This window comes from Streptococcus sp. HMSC065C01 (assembly GCF_001813525.1).
Classification (GTDB): Bacteria; Bacillota; Bacilli; order Lactobacillales; family Streptococcaceae; genus Streptococcus; species Streptococcus parasanguinis_V.
In genome coordinates, this window is the sequence record NZ_KV812830.1 from 71,850 (window position 1) to 86,894 (window position 15,045).

Below are 15,045 nucleotides of genomic sequence, written 5' to 3' on the forward strand. Positions count from 1 at the left end.
AATACTGTGGAGCATGAAATTAAACTAGGAAAGGGAGCAATTAAGAAAAGTTTATAGTGGTTATCTGTATTACTATATGTAATTTGGAGAAAGTTCAAATTAATACTTGTATATGTAGGATATTGTGGTAACCATGTAGGACATATAATATCTAATCAATAGAATTTAGTTAGTTCTAAATGTATAAAATAGGAGAAAAGTAAGATGAAAACAAAAACTTTAGCACTTTTTAGCGGAATTGTAGGTTTAGTTGGTGGTATTTTACTATTAGTTGGACCGTTCTTTATTCTTGGTACTGCAGCTGCTACAGCTAGTTCAGATGCAACTGCTGGATCAATTCTTTTATTAAATGCTTTGAAAATTGCAAATCTAGTATTAGGAATTATTGCAATTGTTTATTACAAGGGTGATGAGCGAGTGGGTGTTGCTCCTTCAGTGCTACTGATTGTAGGTGGATCTGTTGCGATTATCCCATTCTTAGGATGGATTGGTGGTATCATCGTATTGATTGGTGGTTCATTATTCCTCGGTTCTCTTAAAAAATTTAAAACTAATTAATTAGTTTAATTTTTAAGATAAAAAGTCGTATTTAGATACGTGAATCAATGTCCACTGGACATAACCTCGCTTTTCCGTTTTCAAGCTCGTGAAAAAAATGTCCACTGGACATTTTTTTTAATTAAAAGCATTCTAAATAGTGATTTATTTTGAAACATGCTATAATAAGGGTAACGAATCGATTAAATCATATTGGAAAGGGGGAATCATAGTGAACGCATTGCATCGTAAGGAAGAAGAGCGCGTGGAAGAAGTCTTGCAAAGTTTGCGTGCTAAGGGTATTCGGATAACCGATACTCGCAGAGCAGTTCTTTCCTATCTAGTGGCGAGTCATGAACATCCAAGCGCTGAGAAGATCTATCGCGATTTATTGCCTCAGTTTCCAAGCATGAGTCTAGCAACTGTCTACAACAATATCAAGGTTTTAATTGATGAGGGGGTTGTCTCTGAGATCAAGGTTCGCAATGATACCACGACTTATTTTGATTTCATGGGGCATGACCATTTGAATGTGGTGTGTGAAAAATGTGGCCGTATCGCAGATGTGGACATTGAAGTCCCAGATCTTCGCGAAGAAGCAGCCAGTCAAAGTGGCTACCAGATCACCAAGACCCAGACGACCGTCTATGGCATTTGCCCCGACTGTCAGAAAAATTAATGTGAGAAAAATCAGAGCCGTCAGGCTCTTTTTTGTGAGAAATTGCACTTTTCTATGGTCGCCACTAGATTTTTCACTGAAAATCTAGTAGAATAGAATAGATAAACGGGGGGAACCTCGGAGAATAAAAAGGAGATCCATCTAATGGTAAAATTGGTTTTTGCTCGCCACGGTGAGTCTGAATGGAACAAAGCTAACCTTTTCACTGGTTGGGCTGATGTTGATTTGTCTGAAAAAGGTACACAACAAGCGATCGACGCTGGTAAATTGATCAAAGAAGCTGGTATCGAATTTGACCAAGCTTACACTTCAGTATTGAAACGTGCGATCAAAACTACTAACTTGGCTCTTGAAGCTTCTGACCAATTGTGGGTTCCAGTTGAAAAATCATGGCGCTTGAACGAACGTCACTACGGTGGTTTGACTGGTAAAAACAAAGCAGAAGCTGCTGAACAATTTGGTGATGAACAAGTTCACATCTGGCGTCGTTCTTACGATGTATTGCCTCCTGCAATGGACCGTGATGATGAACACTCAGCACATACTGACCGTCGTTATGCTTCACTTGACGATTCAGTGATTCCAGATGCTGAAAACTTGAAAGTTACTTTGGAACGTGCCCTTCCATTCTGGGAAGATAAAATCGCTCCAGCTCTTAAAGACGGTAAAAACGTATTCGTAGGAGCACACGGTAACTCAATCCGTGCCCTTGTTAAACACATCAAACACTTGTCAGACGACGAAATCATGGATGTGGAAATCCCTAACTTCCCACCATTGGTATTCGAATTTGACGAAAAATTGAACGTTGTAAAAGAATACTATCTTGGAAAATAAAAATATCCAGTGGATATTTTTATCCCGAGCCTGAAAACGCAAAAGCGAGGCAATTATAACGTGATTCGTTATCAATCATAGAAAGCTGACTTCGGTCAGCTTTTTTGCTTGTCTTCCTTAGATCCTAGCTGGTTTTGGGTTTTCAGGGTCTCCTAAAAATGTTATAATAGAGTGTTACTAAATTGGGTTCCATTAGCCCTGAAAGGAAAAGAAAATGACAAAATCATTCTACATCACAACCCCTATCTATTACCCATCTGGTAAATTGCATATTGGTTCAGCTTATACAACGATCGCCTGTGACGTCTTGGCGCGTTACAAACGTATGATGAACTACGATGTTTTCTACCTGACTGGTCTTGATGAGCACGGTCAAAAGATCCAGCAAAAAGCAGAAGAAGCTGGGATTACGCCGCAAGCTTATGTAGATGGGATGGCCGTTGGAGTGAAAGAACTCTGGCAATTACTCGATATCTCATATGATAAATTCATCCGTACGACAGACGACTACCATGAAAAAGTGGTGGCTCAGGTCTTTGAACGTTTGCTTGCGCAAGACGACATCTACTTGGGTGAGTACTCTGGCTGGTATTCAGTCTCTGATGAAGAGTTCTTTACAGAAAGCCAATTGGCTGAAGTATTCCGTGATGAGAATGGCAAGGTCATCGGTGGGGTAGCCCCATCAGGCCACGAAGTAGAATGGGTCTCTGAAGAATCTTACTTCCTTCGCCTCAGCAAATACCAAGACCGCTTGGTTGAATTTTTCAAATCTCAACCGGATTTCATTACGCCAGATGGCCGTCTCAATGAAATGTTGAAAAACTTCATCGAGCCAGGCTTGGAAGACTTGGCGGTATCTCGGACTACCTTTACCTGGGGAGTTCCAGTTCCATCTAATCCAAAACACGTGGTCTATGTATGGATTGATGCCCTTCTCAACTATGTGACGGCTCTTGGTTACGGTCAAGAAGATCATGAAAACTTTGATAAATTCTGGAACGGAACCGTCTTCCACATGGTTGGAAAAGACATCCTTCGTTTCCACTCGATCTACTGGCCAATCCTTCTAATGATGTTGGATATCAAATTGCCAGAAGGCTTGATTGCCCATGGTTGGTTTGTCATGAAAGACGGCAAGATGTCGAAGTCTAAAGGGAATGTCATCTATCCAGAAATGTTGGTGGAACGCTTCGGCTTGGATCCACTCCGTTACTACCTCATGCGTAGCCTTCCAGTTGGTTCTGATGGGACCTTCACACCAGAAGACTACGTGGCTCGTATCAACTATGAATTGGCCAATGACCTTGGAAACCTCCTTAACCGGACGGTAGCCATGATTAACAAATACTTTGGTGGTCAAGTTCCTGCTTATGTCGAAAATGTCACTGCATTTGATGCTGATTTGGCTAAGGTAGTTGAAGAAAACATCGCTGAATACCACAAGCAAATGAATGCGGTTGATTACCCACGCGCTTTGGAAGCCGTATGGAACATCATCTCTCGGACCAACAAGTACATAGATGAGACAGCGCCTTGGGTCCTCGCTAAAGAAGATGGCGACAAGGAACAATTGGCAGCGGTCATGGCTCACTTGGCAGCTAGCCTTCGTGTCGTGGCTCACTTGATCCAACCATTCATGATGAACACCTCAAACGCCATCATGGAACAACTTGGCTTGGGCTTGGACTTCGATCTTGAAAACTTGACCTTAGCAGGCTTCCCTGAAAATGTCACAGTGGTTGCCAAAGGAACTCCAATCTTCCCACGTCTTGACATGGAAGAAGAAATTGCCTACATCCAATCGCAAATGACTGCAGGCAAACCACAAGAAAAAGAATGGATTCCAGAAGAAGTGGAACTCAAGTCTGAAAAAGACGAGATCAAATTTGAAGACTTTGACAAGGTTGAAATCCGTGTAGCAGAAGTCAAAGAAGTGGAACGCGTCGAAGGATCAGACAAATTGCTTCGCTTCCGCCTAGATGCAGGAGATGGCGAAGACCGTCAAATCCTCTCTGGTATCGCAAAATTCTATCCAAATGAACAAGAATTGGTCGGCAAAAAACTCCAAATCGTGGCCAACCTTAAACCACGTAAGATGATGAAGAAATATGTCAGCCAAGGCATGATTCTTTCCGCAGAACACGGAGATCAATTAACGGTCCTAACCGTTGATCCATCTGTTCCAAATGGAAGTATCATCGGTTAAACATATATAAAAAAGCACTCCCACAGGAGTGCTTTTCTTGTGTCGATATAGTTCCCATCATTGAGTTTTACAAGGATGGTAGATGAGTCCTATTAGTAATGGGTGTTAACGGAGACTTCCGCAGTGAGAAAAGAGTCTGAAACATTTTTGTTTCAGACTCTCGGAAGATTTGAGACAGTGGGCTCAAATCTAAGGTATGGAATCCCAAAGGGATTCGCTACCGTCCGTCCTCACCCAAGGAAAGTCTCCGAATATAGTTCCTATTCATCCGGCCGGTATTCCAGGATATCTCCGGGCTGGCAGTCGAGTTCTTTGCAGATGGCTTCTAGAGTGGTGAAGCGGATGGCTTTGGCCTTGCCGGTTTTGAGGATGGAGAGGTTGGCGGTGGTGATGCCGATTTTGTCGGCTAGCTCATTGGATTTCATTTTCCGCTTGGCTAGCATGACATCTAGATTGACGATAATCATGGCACCCTCCTTAAATGGTTAGCTCATTTTCTTCAGCAATCTCAATCCCTCTCTCTAAAATCTTGCCAGAGACCCAGACGATTGGAACGGCAAGGAGAAGCCCTGTGTTAAAGGTGAATTGGAAAGTAAAGGGAAGGAGATAAGCATTTCCACTGGTTTCAAGTGTGCCAGACATAAAGGACAAGACCAAGAGAATCTTCCAAGCTCGGTTGCAAAGATCAATGTTAGAGTGAGAAAAGATCTTTTCTTGGTAGAGATTTTGGAGGAAGCTGCGAATGGTGATGAGAAGGTAAATATAGATAGCGCTTGAGGCTAGTGGGAAGAGCAGCTGCCAGAGGGGTTGCGGATGTTTGGGGAAGAGTTGGATGCCATTCACATCAAAGGACAAGCGTCCAGTTTGAATGAGATCTTTAAACACTCCCATCCGTGAAAGCAGGTGGACGACCAGTGCAGCCACAGTCATAAAGCCACAGAAGTAAATGAAAGCCGTCAAGACTTCAATGACATTTTTTAAGGTTTTTGAGTTTTTCATCGCAAGCCTCCTTGAAGTTTATTTATTTTTCACTTATAGTATACTCCTTATAAAAAATTAGTCAATGAAAAAGTATCGAAAAACGATAAAAAAATAATGATAAACAAAATATTATTTTTGGGAAACAGGTATTTTCTACTCAAACTAGTCAGTTCAAACCTGGAAAACCACTACATAGAGGGGAATTTTACTATACTTTCGATTTAGGGTATACTAGTGTAAAGATCTTATTCCATGGAGGTAGTAAAATGAATCTTAAGTGGAAGAAAAAATACCTGGGGCCGATTTTGGGGCTGGTCGGAGCAGTTGTTCTGATCGGTGGAGTCTATCTCTACTCTAGCTCCAACATCCAACCAGACCATCAAAAGGAATTTAACCAGACTAGCAAGAAGGTCACTAAGCCAAAGGAAAAAGCCATTGACTTGAGTGGTGACTATGTCTCTAATGAACGGGATGAAGCCAAAATCGAGAAAAAGGGCAAGGCCTGGAAGATCGATTACCAAACGGCTGACGGCAAGGTATCCGCTGAATTTAGTACGGATTGGAAGGTCGAAGGGTCTAACAAAGTTTCAACAGGAAAGATGAAAAAGTCCGATGGCAATACAGACTTTACAGTCACTGTTCGTGTCTTCAAATACAAGACAGACAAGAAGCCTTTGATCACGGTCACCATGTCTGATAAAAATCCCGACCACGAGATGGTCTTTGCCAATCGAGAGGATTTTTTCAAATCGACAGATCCAAATGATGTCGTCCTTGATGGCAATCTCTCACCGTTTGAAGGTGCTTATTCCAATGATACCTATGAAAAGGAAATCGCAGATTCCGGTTTTAAACTTTATGGCTATACTCCAGAAGAATATTACCAAAACAAGACCAATGCCTTTCCAAGCATTGTAAATGGGGAGACCGGCTGGACTTTCTGGAGTGGAGGCACTCGGGCAAGTTACTTGTTCAATAAAGAAAAAGAGCCCAAGAAGCGAAAAGGCTATTATGAAGTTTATTTCACTGGGGCCAATGCGACTGCGATCCAAGGGCAAGAGCAAACCTTGTACTTGATCCCAGCGGGTGTGACAGGTCCTGATGGAGTAGCTTCCCAAGAACGTCGGATTCTCTTTGGGGATGCGGCCTTTCGTGATTACCATCTAGAGTGGTGGAAAGCCTACCCACAACCGAAAAAAGAGAAAGACTTGGATATTGCGGCCATTAACGGGGGCGACTTCTCAAGCTTAGCTGGAACCTGGCGCAATGGCAAGGGTGCTGAAATCGTCATCCAAGCAGACGGAAAAGTCAAGGGCCAAGGTAGCCTCAAGGCTGTTGCGGACTCGGATAAGAAGAGCAAGATCCCTTATGTTGAGATGAAGATGGGTGAGACTGGTGCTGCGATTGGACTTCTGAAAATCGGTTTCCAAAATCCGGATGGAGACCAGTCTGATACCAGCAAGCCACGTCTAGTGGTCACTCAATCTGCAGGCAACTATCCGGCTGATCAATATTTTTACCGTCAATAAAAAGTTTGAGACATGTTTGTCTCAAGCTTTTTTTACTGCAAGGAAGGCTTGTGGAATCTAGGCAACTGTTAGTCTCTAACATTAAAAGGGAAAAAATGTAAAAAAAGCTTGACAAAGCAAATGATTCGCAGTATGATTAACTAGTTAATTAACTGATTAATAAACTAGTTAACAAAAATGAAAAAGAGGTGAAGAATGATTAGGAGAAAAATGAAGGTTCTGGGACTCATGTTCCTCAGTTTCTTTCTGCTGACAGCTTGTGCTAGTCAAGGAAATGCAAAGCCCCCTTCTACAAAAGGTCTTAAAATTGTCACGAGTTTTTATCCCATCTATGCCCTGGTCAAGGAAATCTCTGGCGATCAAAATGATATCTGGATGGTTCAGTCAGGTGCAGGGATCCATGATTATGAACCCTCAACCAAGGAAGTGGCCCAGATCTATGATGCGGATGTATTTGTCTATCATTCTCAGACCCTGGAATCTTGGGCCGGTCGCTTAGATCCCAATCTTCAAGGTTCCAAGTTGCGAGTGATCGAAGGCAGCCAAGGAATGACCCTTGATAAGGTGGCTGGATTAGAGGATGTCGATGCTGGTCAGGGAAAAGAATCCAAGCACTTGTATGATCCGCATACTTGGTTGGATCCTGTAAAAATTGCAGAGGAAGGAAAGGTTATCGCCCAGCGTTTGGGAGAGATCGATCCAAAGAACAAGGAGCTCTATCAGGCCAATGCTCAAAAGCTTGAAAAGCGCTGTGAGGACCTAGTAGCCCACTACCAGCCTCTCTTTGACAAGGCCAAGCAAAAGACTTTTGTGACCCAGCATACGGCCTTTTCTTATCTGGCCAAACGCTTTGGTCTCAAGCAGTTAGGGATTGCAGGGATATCCCCAGAGCAAGAACCGACCGCTCGGCAATTGGCCGAGATCCAGCAGTTTGTCAAAGACTACAAGGTGAAAACGATCTTTGTGGAAAAGCACACGTCGTCAAAGGTGGCAGATAGTATCGCCAAGGCAACAGGGGCGCGTGTTAAGGTTCTGGATCCACTGGAAGCTGATCCACAAAATGATAAGGATCTATTAGAAAATTTAGAAGAAAATATGGCGACTTTAGCCAAGGAATTAGAGGAGTAAATCAAGAATGAAGAAAAAGGGAACGATTGGAATTGTAGCGACTTTGGGGCTAGGACTCTGTGCCTATGCGCTCAGTCAGCAACCACAAGTCAAGGAAGAGAAAAAGAATCAGATTCAGTATTTGCAAGCGGACAAGAAATCGTCATCGTCTGCCTCCAGTAAAAAGGAAGACAGCATCGAAGCGGTCAATGCCAAGGAAAAGACCCAGGCAGAGCAGATTGTCATCAAGATTACAGATGAAGGCTTTGTCACTTCTCATGGGGATCATTTTCATTACTACAGCGGCAAGGTCCCATTTGATGCCATCTTTAGTGAAGAGTTGATTTTGCGGGATCCAACTTATCAGCTGCAAGAAGCAGATATCGTGAGCAAGGTCAAGGATGGCTATATCATCAAACGCGCTGGGAAATACTATCTCTACTTAAAGGATGCCCAACATACAGTTAATGTGCGCTCGATCGAAGAGATCGCCCAACAACAAAAGGGAGGCACCAAAGAAGAAGGAGAGACGGGATCGGTGCAAGCTAGCTCCTCGCACAAGGCAGGCAAGACCCGTGACTTCCGTCAACCGAGTCAAGCGCTGAAAGAAGGTAAGACTCTTGAGATGTTGACGGCTAAGAACCATACAGGTGGTGGCTACCGTACGGACGATGGTTATGTCTTTAGCCCTGGAGATGTTATTTCAGATACAGGGGACGGCTTTATTGTGCCCCATGGAGGCCATTTCCATTATATTCCAAAGAGTGCCTTATCTGCTGGAGAGTTAGCAGCAGCCCTCTCCGTCTTAGGTGGTCAAGCCGGCCATCAGGCTGGGAACTCACGCCTAGCTGGAGCAAGCACAGAGCAAGGTACTCCAGATCAAGTCTCTCCAAGCCTTGGGAAGCAAGCGAGCAACCAGCCGTCATCCAGTCCAACCAATACACAGACAACCCCAACGACGTCTAAACCAGCTACCTCTAAACCGAGTCCAACCCTGACCAACTTGATCGAAGAATTGCAGAAAACACCTCTGTCTTCTCGTCATGTGGAGTCTGATGGTTCTGTCTTTGATCCAAGTAAGATTACCAAGTGGACCGATCAAGGAATTGTCTACCCTCACGGGGATCATTTCCACTTTATCCCTTACAGCTCCCTATCTCCTTTAGAACGTGAGCTGGCACGGCAATTCCAACTGCTTCGGGCCCAAGGTGCTACTACACCTGCTGAAATAAGACCAAACAAGCCTTCAAGTCCAAGTACAAAACCAATTGACCATGAGCACGAGCATGAACATGGAGATAGTCACGAGCATGAACATGGGGACAGTCATGATCACGAGCACGAAGAGGAGCACGATCATGGTTTCCATGCAGACATGGTCATCAGTAAGGACGAGGACGGTTACATGGTCGCTCATGGCAACCATGCCCATTATTTCTATAAAAAGGACCTCTCTCCTCAAGAGATTGCAGCAGCAGAGGCAACTCTGGCAGGTAAGAAAGAAGAGTCCAAGGGACAGCCACTGACAGATGATGTCGCCAGCTATTCTCGCGATGCCTCAGATGAGGAAAAGATCCAGTATATCAGTAAGACCTACGGCGTCCCTCGTGAGGCCATTAAGATTTCAAATGGTTTCTTTGTCTTTAACAATCCAGACCAAGAATACGATCCGACCCACATCCACCCTTATGCCGTTCGGAAGGAACACGTTCGGATTCCACTTGAGACGGGTAATCCTGAACTAGACTTTATCAATGAACTCTATGCAACAGCCCTTCGCTCAGGGATTTCTCCTTACAGCCTTCAGATTGAAAATGGTCAGTTTGTCATCCCACATGGCGATCACAACCACTACATCAAGGTGCGCTCAGCGGGACTAGCAGACTACTTAGCCCATCGCCTTCCTACCATCCAATCGCCATACAAAAAAGGAGACTTGGATAAAAAAGCAGTAGAGGACAGGGTCAACCAACTTTTAGCAGAAAGCCGGACTCTTTACGCTTCTGATCCATTGCAACAACGACGGATTGAGCTCATCTTGGGCCATTTCTTGGAAAATGTCAAGAGCTTCCCAAGCAATTCGACGGAAGGCTACCTGGCCAGTCTTAAGCAGGTTGATGAGCAGTACATTCATGCGACTCAAGCGATCAAACCAAAAGAAGAGACAGCCCTCGATCGTCGATACCAGGAATTGCTGGAACAAGTGCGCTTGCTAGACACAGAAGCCTTCCAACTGAAGAAGGAAGGGTTGGTCTCACAACTGCAGGAAGCCTATGCTGCCAAGGACAGCAAGCGTTTAGAGCAGGAAGGGAAGCTATTAGAAGCTGTTCAGGAGATGCAAGATCGGACGGGTGTGACCTCGGTCGACTATCTCAAGTACTTCTACCAAAGCTTGAGCGACGCGCGCTTGACACCAGAACTGCGCACCAAGGCGGCAGATCTAGCTTTGAAACTCTATCGGGCCCAAGCCTTTGAAGAAGCCTGGGATGCTAAGGCTCACTTTATGGAACTCTACCAAACCAAGCAGGCAATTGACCAGCTCTTCTCTCAAGAGAAAGTCCAAACCTATCCTATTGAAAAAACAGTTTTGGATCAAAAAGGAAGTCAGGCCCCATCTTATAACTTAGCGGTCTATGATTTCCTCAAGGGCTTATATGGAGAGTTGGACAAGGCGACAGAAGCCCGTCAAAGAACCAGCATCCTGACAGCCCTCTCAGAGCAAATCCAGTCGCTCTTGCCACAAGTCGAAGACCAGGCCAAACGAACTGCCTTTGAAGTAAGTTTGGCTCAGCTTGGAAATGAGACGGATCCAGACAAGGCTATTGCAAGTGGACAAGCTCTGTTACGCGAAATCAGTGACACCATTGAAAAGCAAAAACAAAAGCAAACAGAAGAGCCTCAGATTGGGGATGTCGCCCTTTATCAACAGCTCTATAACCAATTGATGGCGCTTCACCAACAATTGCAGGAAAAGGGTGCTAGTGATGCTGTATTTGATCGCTTAGAAGCTCTCTTTGACCAATTGGCTAATCCAAAGAGTGACAAGGCAGCCTTACTACAGGCTATCCAAGCCTTTCAGGCAGAGTTAGCAGCAATGCCATCTGCAACCGAAGCGGGGAAACCAGCTAGCACGGTCGAAACGCCTGTCACTACAGAAACTCCGGTAGAAAAAGAAGCAGCCGCTTCAGCAGGGAACAACACTGCCACAACTGAGACAGAAACAGAGCCTGCGAGACCAGCTTCCATAGAAGAAGGCACGCCAGATGCTCCATCTTCTCAGGACCAATAGAAAATAGAAAATCATCTGAAAGACATTTCAGATGATTTTTGCGTTCTAGTGAATAGAAGAGGTGACCTCTTTTTTCAGTTGTTGAGTCTCACTCCTTGTGCTCAAGGAGCAGAGGTGAGGAGGACTCGACTGCTTTTTTTCGCTTGAAAAATGCAGCCATTTGAACCAGAATGCGGGGAACCGTCTGCCATTTTTTCCAAGCTTGGACACGGGTATCGAGGAGTTGCTTGGCTAGACGTTCCAGCATTTCCCTTTCTGTAGGATCTAGGTCTTGAGCATTTTGAAAGATCTCTTTGATCTTGGAGAAATTTTTCAAGTTCCTCAAATCATTGATTGAAGTAATACCTGCATCCAAGAAGAGGCCGAAGAAGGTATCGAAGAACTTCTTGCGCTCATCCGCCGATGTTTCGCGAACCCACTGCTTCAAGGTCTCGTCGGTCTGCTGGCTATCGGGACTGGTTTGATCCAGGGTCACAAATTTATCTTTCTCAATCATCCAAGTAAAAGCGTCATGCTGGACAAAGCCACCAAAAGCTCGGCTTTTTACGATTGTAGCAGGCTCAGGGACTTCTAGCATCATGCCGACGATGGAACCTTGAGGAACAAAGCGAAGAATGTTTGGGGACGTCCGCTGGTAGCCTTCGGTCTCGATAATGGCCCTGTTGAGGCCAGGAGCATCGTAGCTGTAGATGGCATCGACTCGTTCAAATAAGGAATCCGGCAGGTAAGTGCAGGCATAGGTTGCGAGATTGCCCCCCTTGGAGTGACCCGCTACTAAGAAGCGCTCTTTAGGAAATTCCTTCATGATGTTTTGCAGGTAGCTGGCTGCGCGCCTCTGAGCTGGGACATGGTCCATATAGGTCATGTGAAAGTCTTCCTTCCAGCCGATCAAGGTGTCATCCGTCCCTCTGAAGACAACTAAATAAACATCCATGGTAAGACGATAGGTCATAGCCGCAAACTGCTTCTGAACATCGGGGTCATATTCGTTGACATAGTTGAGGAGTTTGATGTTTTTAAAACGCTTTGAACTAGCTAACTCATCGACTAATTGCAGGTGTTGGTCTGTCACGATGAAATCGGTGGTTCGATCGACTAGCTCTGCTGCATCAGATAAGCGGACTTCAATATTGGTCGTATCTCCTTGGGGTACGATCCGATCAAAAGGAAGATAGGTCAGCTCTGTCAGTGCCAGGACATCCAGTTCCTTGAAGGGACGGTCATATATGGAATCGTAGGTCACTTCTTTTAGGTAATCAAAAATAGTTGACATCTTTGCCTCCCGTGTCTTATTTCTTTCAGTATAGCACAAAAATGGATGGAGAAAAAGCGGCTTCCATCAAGACAGTAGGAGTGAGATCTTCTTTCCCTCTGAAACAGCCTTTTTCTCTGCTTCTTAATCTGTTATAATAGGAAGAAGAAAAAAGAAGGAAAGAAAGCCATGCATAAAATTCTCTTAGTCGAAGATGATAACATTATCCGCCAACAGGTCAAACAATTATTGGAACAATGGGGCTATGAAGTGGTCGCAGTAGAGGATTTTATGGATGTCCTCGGGATCTTTGTCGAAACCGACCCCCACTTGATCCTCATGGATATTGGACTGCCTCTCTACAATGGGTACCACTGGTGCCAGGAGATTCGCAAGGTTTCAAAGGTTCCGATTATGTTTCTTTCCTCACGGGATCAAGCCATGGATATTGTCATGGCCATCAATATGGGTGGAGACGACTTTGTCACCAAGCCTTTTGATCAAAATGTCCTCCTTGCCAAGGTCCAAGGGCTCTTGCGCCGCTCTTACGAATTTGGGACGGATCAAAATTTGCTGGAGCACCGGGGAGCCATCCTCAATCTCAAGTCCACGGACTTGGTGTATGAAGGGGAAGTCATCAAGCTGACCAAGAATGAATTTCAGATCCTGCGTGTCCTCTTTGAACATGCAGGCAGTATCGTGGCGCGCGATGACATGATGAAGGAGCTCTGGAATAGCGATTTCTTTATTGATGACAATACCTTGTCTGTCAATGTGGCCCGCCTTCGCAAGAAATTAGAAGAGGCTGGCTTGTCAAACTTCATCGAAACCAAGAAAGGCATCGGTTACGGGTTGACCCATGAATAAATTTGGAACGATCTTCTGGCAGTATGTGGTATCCCGCAGGCGCCTACTCTATCTATTGGTCATCTTTTTGATCGTCGATTTGGTCTTTGCCTATCTCTTTCCAGAGACAGGGACGGTTTTCCTCTATGCGACCCTGGTGCTAGGCTTTTTTGCCCTCTGTGTCTTGATCTGGGATTTCGCCATGACCTTTCAGGACTACCGCAAAGCCTTGCTGTATGAGGAAATAGAAGTTGCCTCACCACTGGAACATCTCCTTTATGAAAAATATATAGAAGAACAGCAGGCTCGCCTGGAGCAAGGCAAAGTAGCCCAGGCCAAGTTCAATGACCTGATGGATTACTACACCCTCTGGGTTCACCAGATTAAGACGCCCATTGCAGCTAGCCAGCTCTTGGTCCAAGATGTCGAGACACCTATTGTCAAGCAGCAGATGGAGCAGGAACTTTTCAAGATTGACTCCTATGCCAATCTGGTTCTGCAGTACCTGCGACTGGAGAGTTTTCATGATGATCTGGTCTTAAAGCGCGTGTCGGTAGAAGATTTGGTTAAAGAAGTAGTCCGCAAGTACGCCCTCTTTTTTATCCAAAAGAACTTGACAGTGAACCTACATGATTTGGAAGAGGAGGTCATCACCGATCGCAAGTGGCTCCTAGTCATCATCGAGCAGCTCTTGTCCAATAGCCTCAAGTACACCAGCACTGGTGGAATTGAAATCTATTTCAAAGACCAGACTCTCTATATAAAAGATAGCGGGATTGGGATCAAAAATAGCGATGTGCTTCGCGTCTTTGAGCGGGGCTTCTCCGGCTACAATGGCCACCTGACCCAGCAATCCTCAGGGCTGGGGCTCTATCTATCTAAGAAAATCGCAGAGCAATTGGGCCACAGGATCACCCTCCATTCAGAGGTCGGTCAAGGCACGACCGTTGCCATTCGCTTTGAAGAGAAGAAGTTGGTCATGGATTAAGATTCCCCATCTTACAAAAATGTAAGAAATAAACGTCAAAATGAAAGGTTAGGTTATGGTAGCCGCCTTTTATTTTTTATACAATAGTCTCATCAAATGAAGGAGGTCAAGAAAATGAAACTCTTGAAATGGATGAAACAACCCAAAAAGATTAAGAAACCAAATAACCAAACCGATCTGGAAAAGACGGAATTTGGTCTCCAAGTCCTGCAACAAACCCAAGAATTTTTCTTGATCTACTAGTAAAAGGAGAAAAGCATGTCATTACTAGATGTTCAACATATCAAAAAGATCTACAAAACCCGCTTTCAAGGAACGCAGGTTGAAGCCTTAAAGGATATCCATTTTACCGTTGAGAAGGGTGAATATGTCGCCATCATGGGGGAATCAGGGTCCGGGAAATCGACCCTCCTCAATATCCTGGCTATGCTGGACCAGCCGACCGAAGGGCGAGTCTACCTAAATAACATAGACACCTCAACCATCAAGAACAAGGATGCCTCCAGCTTCCGCCGGGAAAAACTTGGCTTCGTCTTTCAAGATTTCAATTTGCTTGATACCTTGTCTGTCAAGGACAATATTCTTCTCCCTCTAGTCCTCTCTCGCAGACCAGTCAAGGAAATGATGAGTAAGGTGGATAGCGTGAGTCGGGAGTTGGGCATTCACCAGCTCTTAGAAAAATACCCCTACGAAATCTCTGGTGGGCAAAAACAACGGGTGGCCGTAGCACGGGCTATTATCACCTCGCCAGAAATCCTCCTTGCGGATGAGCCAACAGGGGCGCTGGATTCCAA

At 44.8% G+C, this 15,045-nt stretch carries 14 protein-coding genes; 11 read left to right on the forward strand and 3 right to left on the reverse strand.

Annotated elements, in window-relative coordinates:
* The first annotated feature begins 204 nt into the window (after positions 1 to 204).
* The 4 genes from HMPREF2918_RS01360 to metG all read left to right on the forward strand — a co-directional run bounded on the left by HMPREF2918_RS01360 (position 205) and on the right by metG (position 4,259).
* The gene (locus tag HMPREF2918_RS01360; RefSeq protein WP_049487504.1) at positions 205 to 558 is read left to right on the forward strand and encodes a hypothetical protein; all 354 of its coding nucleotides are present in this window, start codon (positions 205 to 207) and stop codon (positions 556 to 558) included.
* A 211-nt stretch (positions 559 to 769) separates the two neighbouring features.
* Entirely contained in the window at positions 770 to 1,216 is a 447-nt protein-coding gene (locus tag HMPREF2918_RS01365) for a Fur family transcriptional regulator (RefSeq protein WP_080979619.1), read from the forward strand.
* Positions 1,217 to 1,360: 144 nt separating this feature from the next.
* Complete coding sequence (locus tag HMPREF2918_RS01370; protein ID WP_003006059.1) at positions 1,361 to 2,053, forward strand: phosphoglycerate mutase; 693 nt, start codon at positions 1,361 to 1,363, stop codon at positions 2,051 to 2,053.
* Positions 2,054 to 2,267: 214 nt separating this feature from the next.
* Positions 2,268 to 4,259 (forward strand): methionine--tRNA ligase, encoded by a 1,992-nt coding sequence (metG, locus tag HMPREF2918_RS01375; protein WP_070594396.1) that lies wholly within the window; start codon positions 2,268 to 2,270, stop codon positions 4,257 to 4,259.
* A gap of 260 nt (positions 4,260 to 4,519) precedes the next feature.
* On the opposite strand, the gene HMPREF2918_RS01380 is transcribed toward metG, so the two are convergent.
* Together HMPREF2918_RS01380 and HMPREF2918_RS01385 are read right to left on the reverse strand one after the other, a co-directional pair.
* Entirely contained in the window at positions 4,520 to 4,726 is a 207-nt protein-coding gene (locus HMPREF2918_RS01380; protein WP_003006064.1) for a helix-turn-helix domain-containing protein, read from the reverse strand.
* Positions 4,727 to 4,736: 10 nt separating this feature from the next.
* Positions 4,737 to 5,258 carry a DUF2975 domain-containing protein gene (locus HMPREF2918_RS01385; protein ID WP_003006066.1) on the reverse strand — a complete coding sequence of 174 codons (522 nt, stop codon included), beginning with the start codon at positions 5,256 to 5,258 and terminating at the stop codon, positions 4,737 to 4,739.
* 248 nt (positions 5,259 to 5,506) lie between these two features.
* On the opposite strand from HMPREF2918_RS01385, the gene HMPREF2918_RS01390 reads away from it, so the two are divergent.
* The 3 genes from HMPREF2918_RS01390 (at position 5,507) to HMPREF2918_RS01400 (ending at position 11,165) form a co-directional block, all read left to right on the forward strand.
* Positions 5,507 to 6,769, forward strand: coding sequence for a DUF6287 domain-containing protein (locus tag HMPREF2918_RS01390; protein WP_070594397.1), 1,263 nt, complete (start codon positions 5,507 to 5,509; stop codon positions 6,767 to 6,769).
* Positions 6,770 to 6,964: 195 nt separating this feature from the next.
* Complete coding sequence (locus HMPREF2918_RS01395; protein WP_141751572.1) at positions 6,965 to 7,897, forward strand: metal ABC transporter solute-binding protein, Zn/Mn family; 933 nt, start codon at positions 6,965 to 6,967, stop codon at positions 7,895 to 7,897.
* Between the two features lie 7 nt (positions 7,898 to 7,904).
* Entirely contained in the window at positions 7,905 to 11,165 is a 3,261-nt protein-coding gene (locus HMPREF2918_RS01400) for a pneumococcal-type histidine triad protein (RefSeq protein ID WP_070594399.1), read from the forward strand.
* Positions 11,166 to 11,253: 88 nt separating this feature from the next.
* Here the strand turns inward: HMPREF2918_RS01400 and HMPREF2918_RS01405 are convergent, their stop codons facing one another.
* Positions 11,254 to 12,438, reverse strand: a complete 1,185-nt coding sequence (locus tag HMPREF2918_RS01405; protein WP_070594400.1) for a DUF2974 domain-containing protein — start codon at positions 12,436 to 12,438, stop codon at positions 11,254 to 11,256.
* A 168-nt stretch (positions 12,439 to 12,606) separates the two neighbouring features.
* On the opposite strand from HMPREF2918_RS01405, the gene HMPREF2918_RS01410 reads away from it, so the two are divergent.
* From HMPREF2918_RS01410 to HMPREF2918_RS01420, 4 genes are all read left to right on the forward strand, one after another.
* Positions 12,607 to 13,284, forward strand: coding sequence for a response regulator transcription factor (locus HMPREF2918_RS01410; protein WP_070594401.1), 678 nt, complete (start codon positions 12,607 to 12,609; stop codon positions 13,282 to 13,284).
* Positions 13,277 to 14,251, forward strand: a complete 975-nt coding sequence (locus tag HMPREF2918_RS01415; RefSeq protein WP_070594402.1) for a sensor histidine kinase — start codon at positions 13,277 to 13,279, stop codon at positions 14,249 to 14,251. Before HMPREF2918_RS01410 ends, HMPREF2918_RS01415 begins: the two co-directional genes overlap by 8 nt.
* A 114-nt stretch (positions 14,252 to 14,365) precedes the next feature.
* Entirely contained in the window at positions 14,366 to 14,494 is a 129-nt protein-coding gene (locus HMPREF2918_RS11520; RefSeq protein ID WP_256263169.1) for a hypothetical protein, read from the forward strand.
* A 15-nt stretch (positions 14,495 to 14,509) separates the two neighbouring features.
* The coding region (locus HMPREF2918_RS01420) for an ABC transporter ATP-binding protein (protein ID WP_070594403.1) at positions 14,510 to 15,045 on the forward strand (536 nt) is incomplete at its 3' end.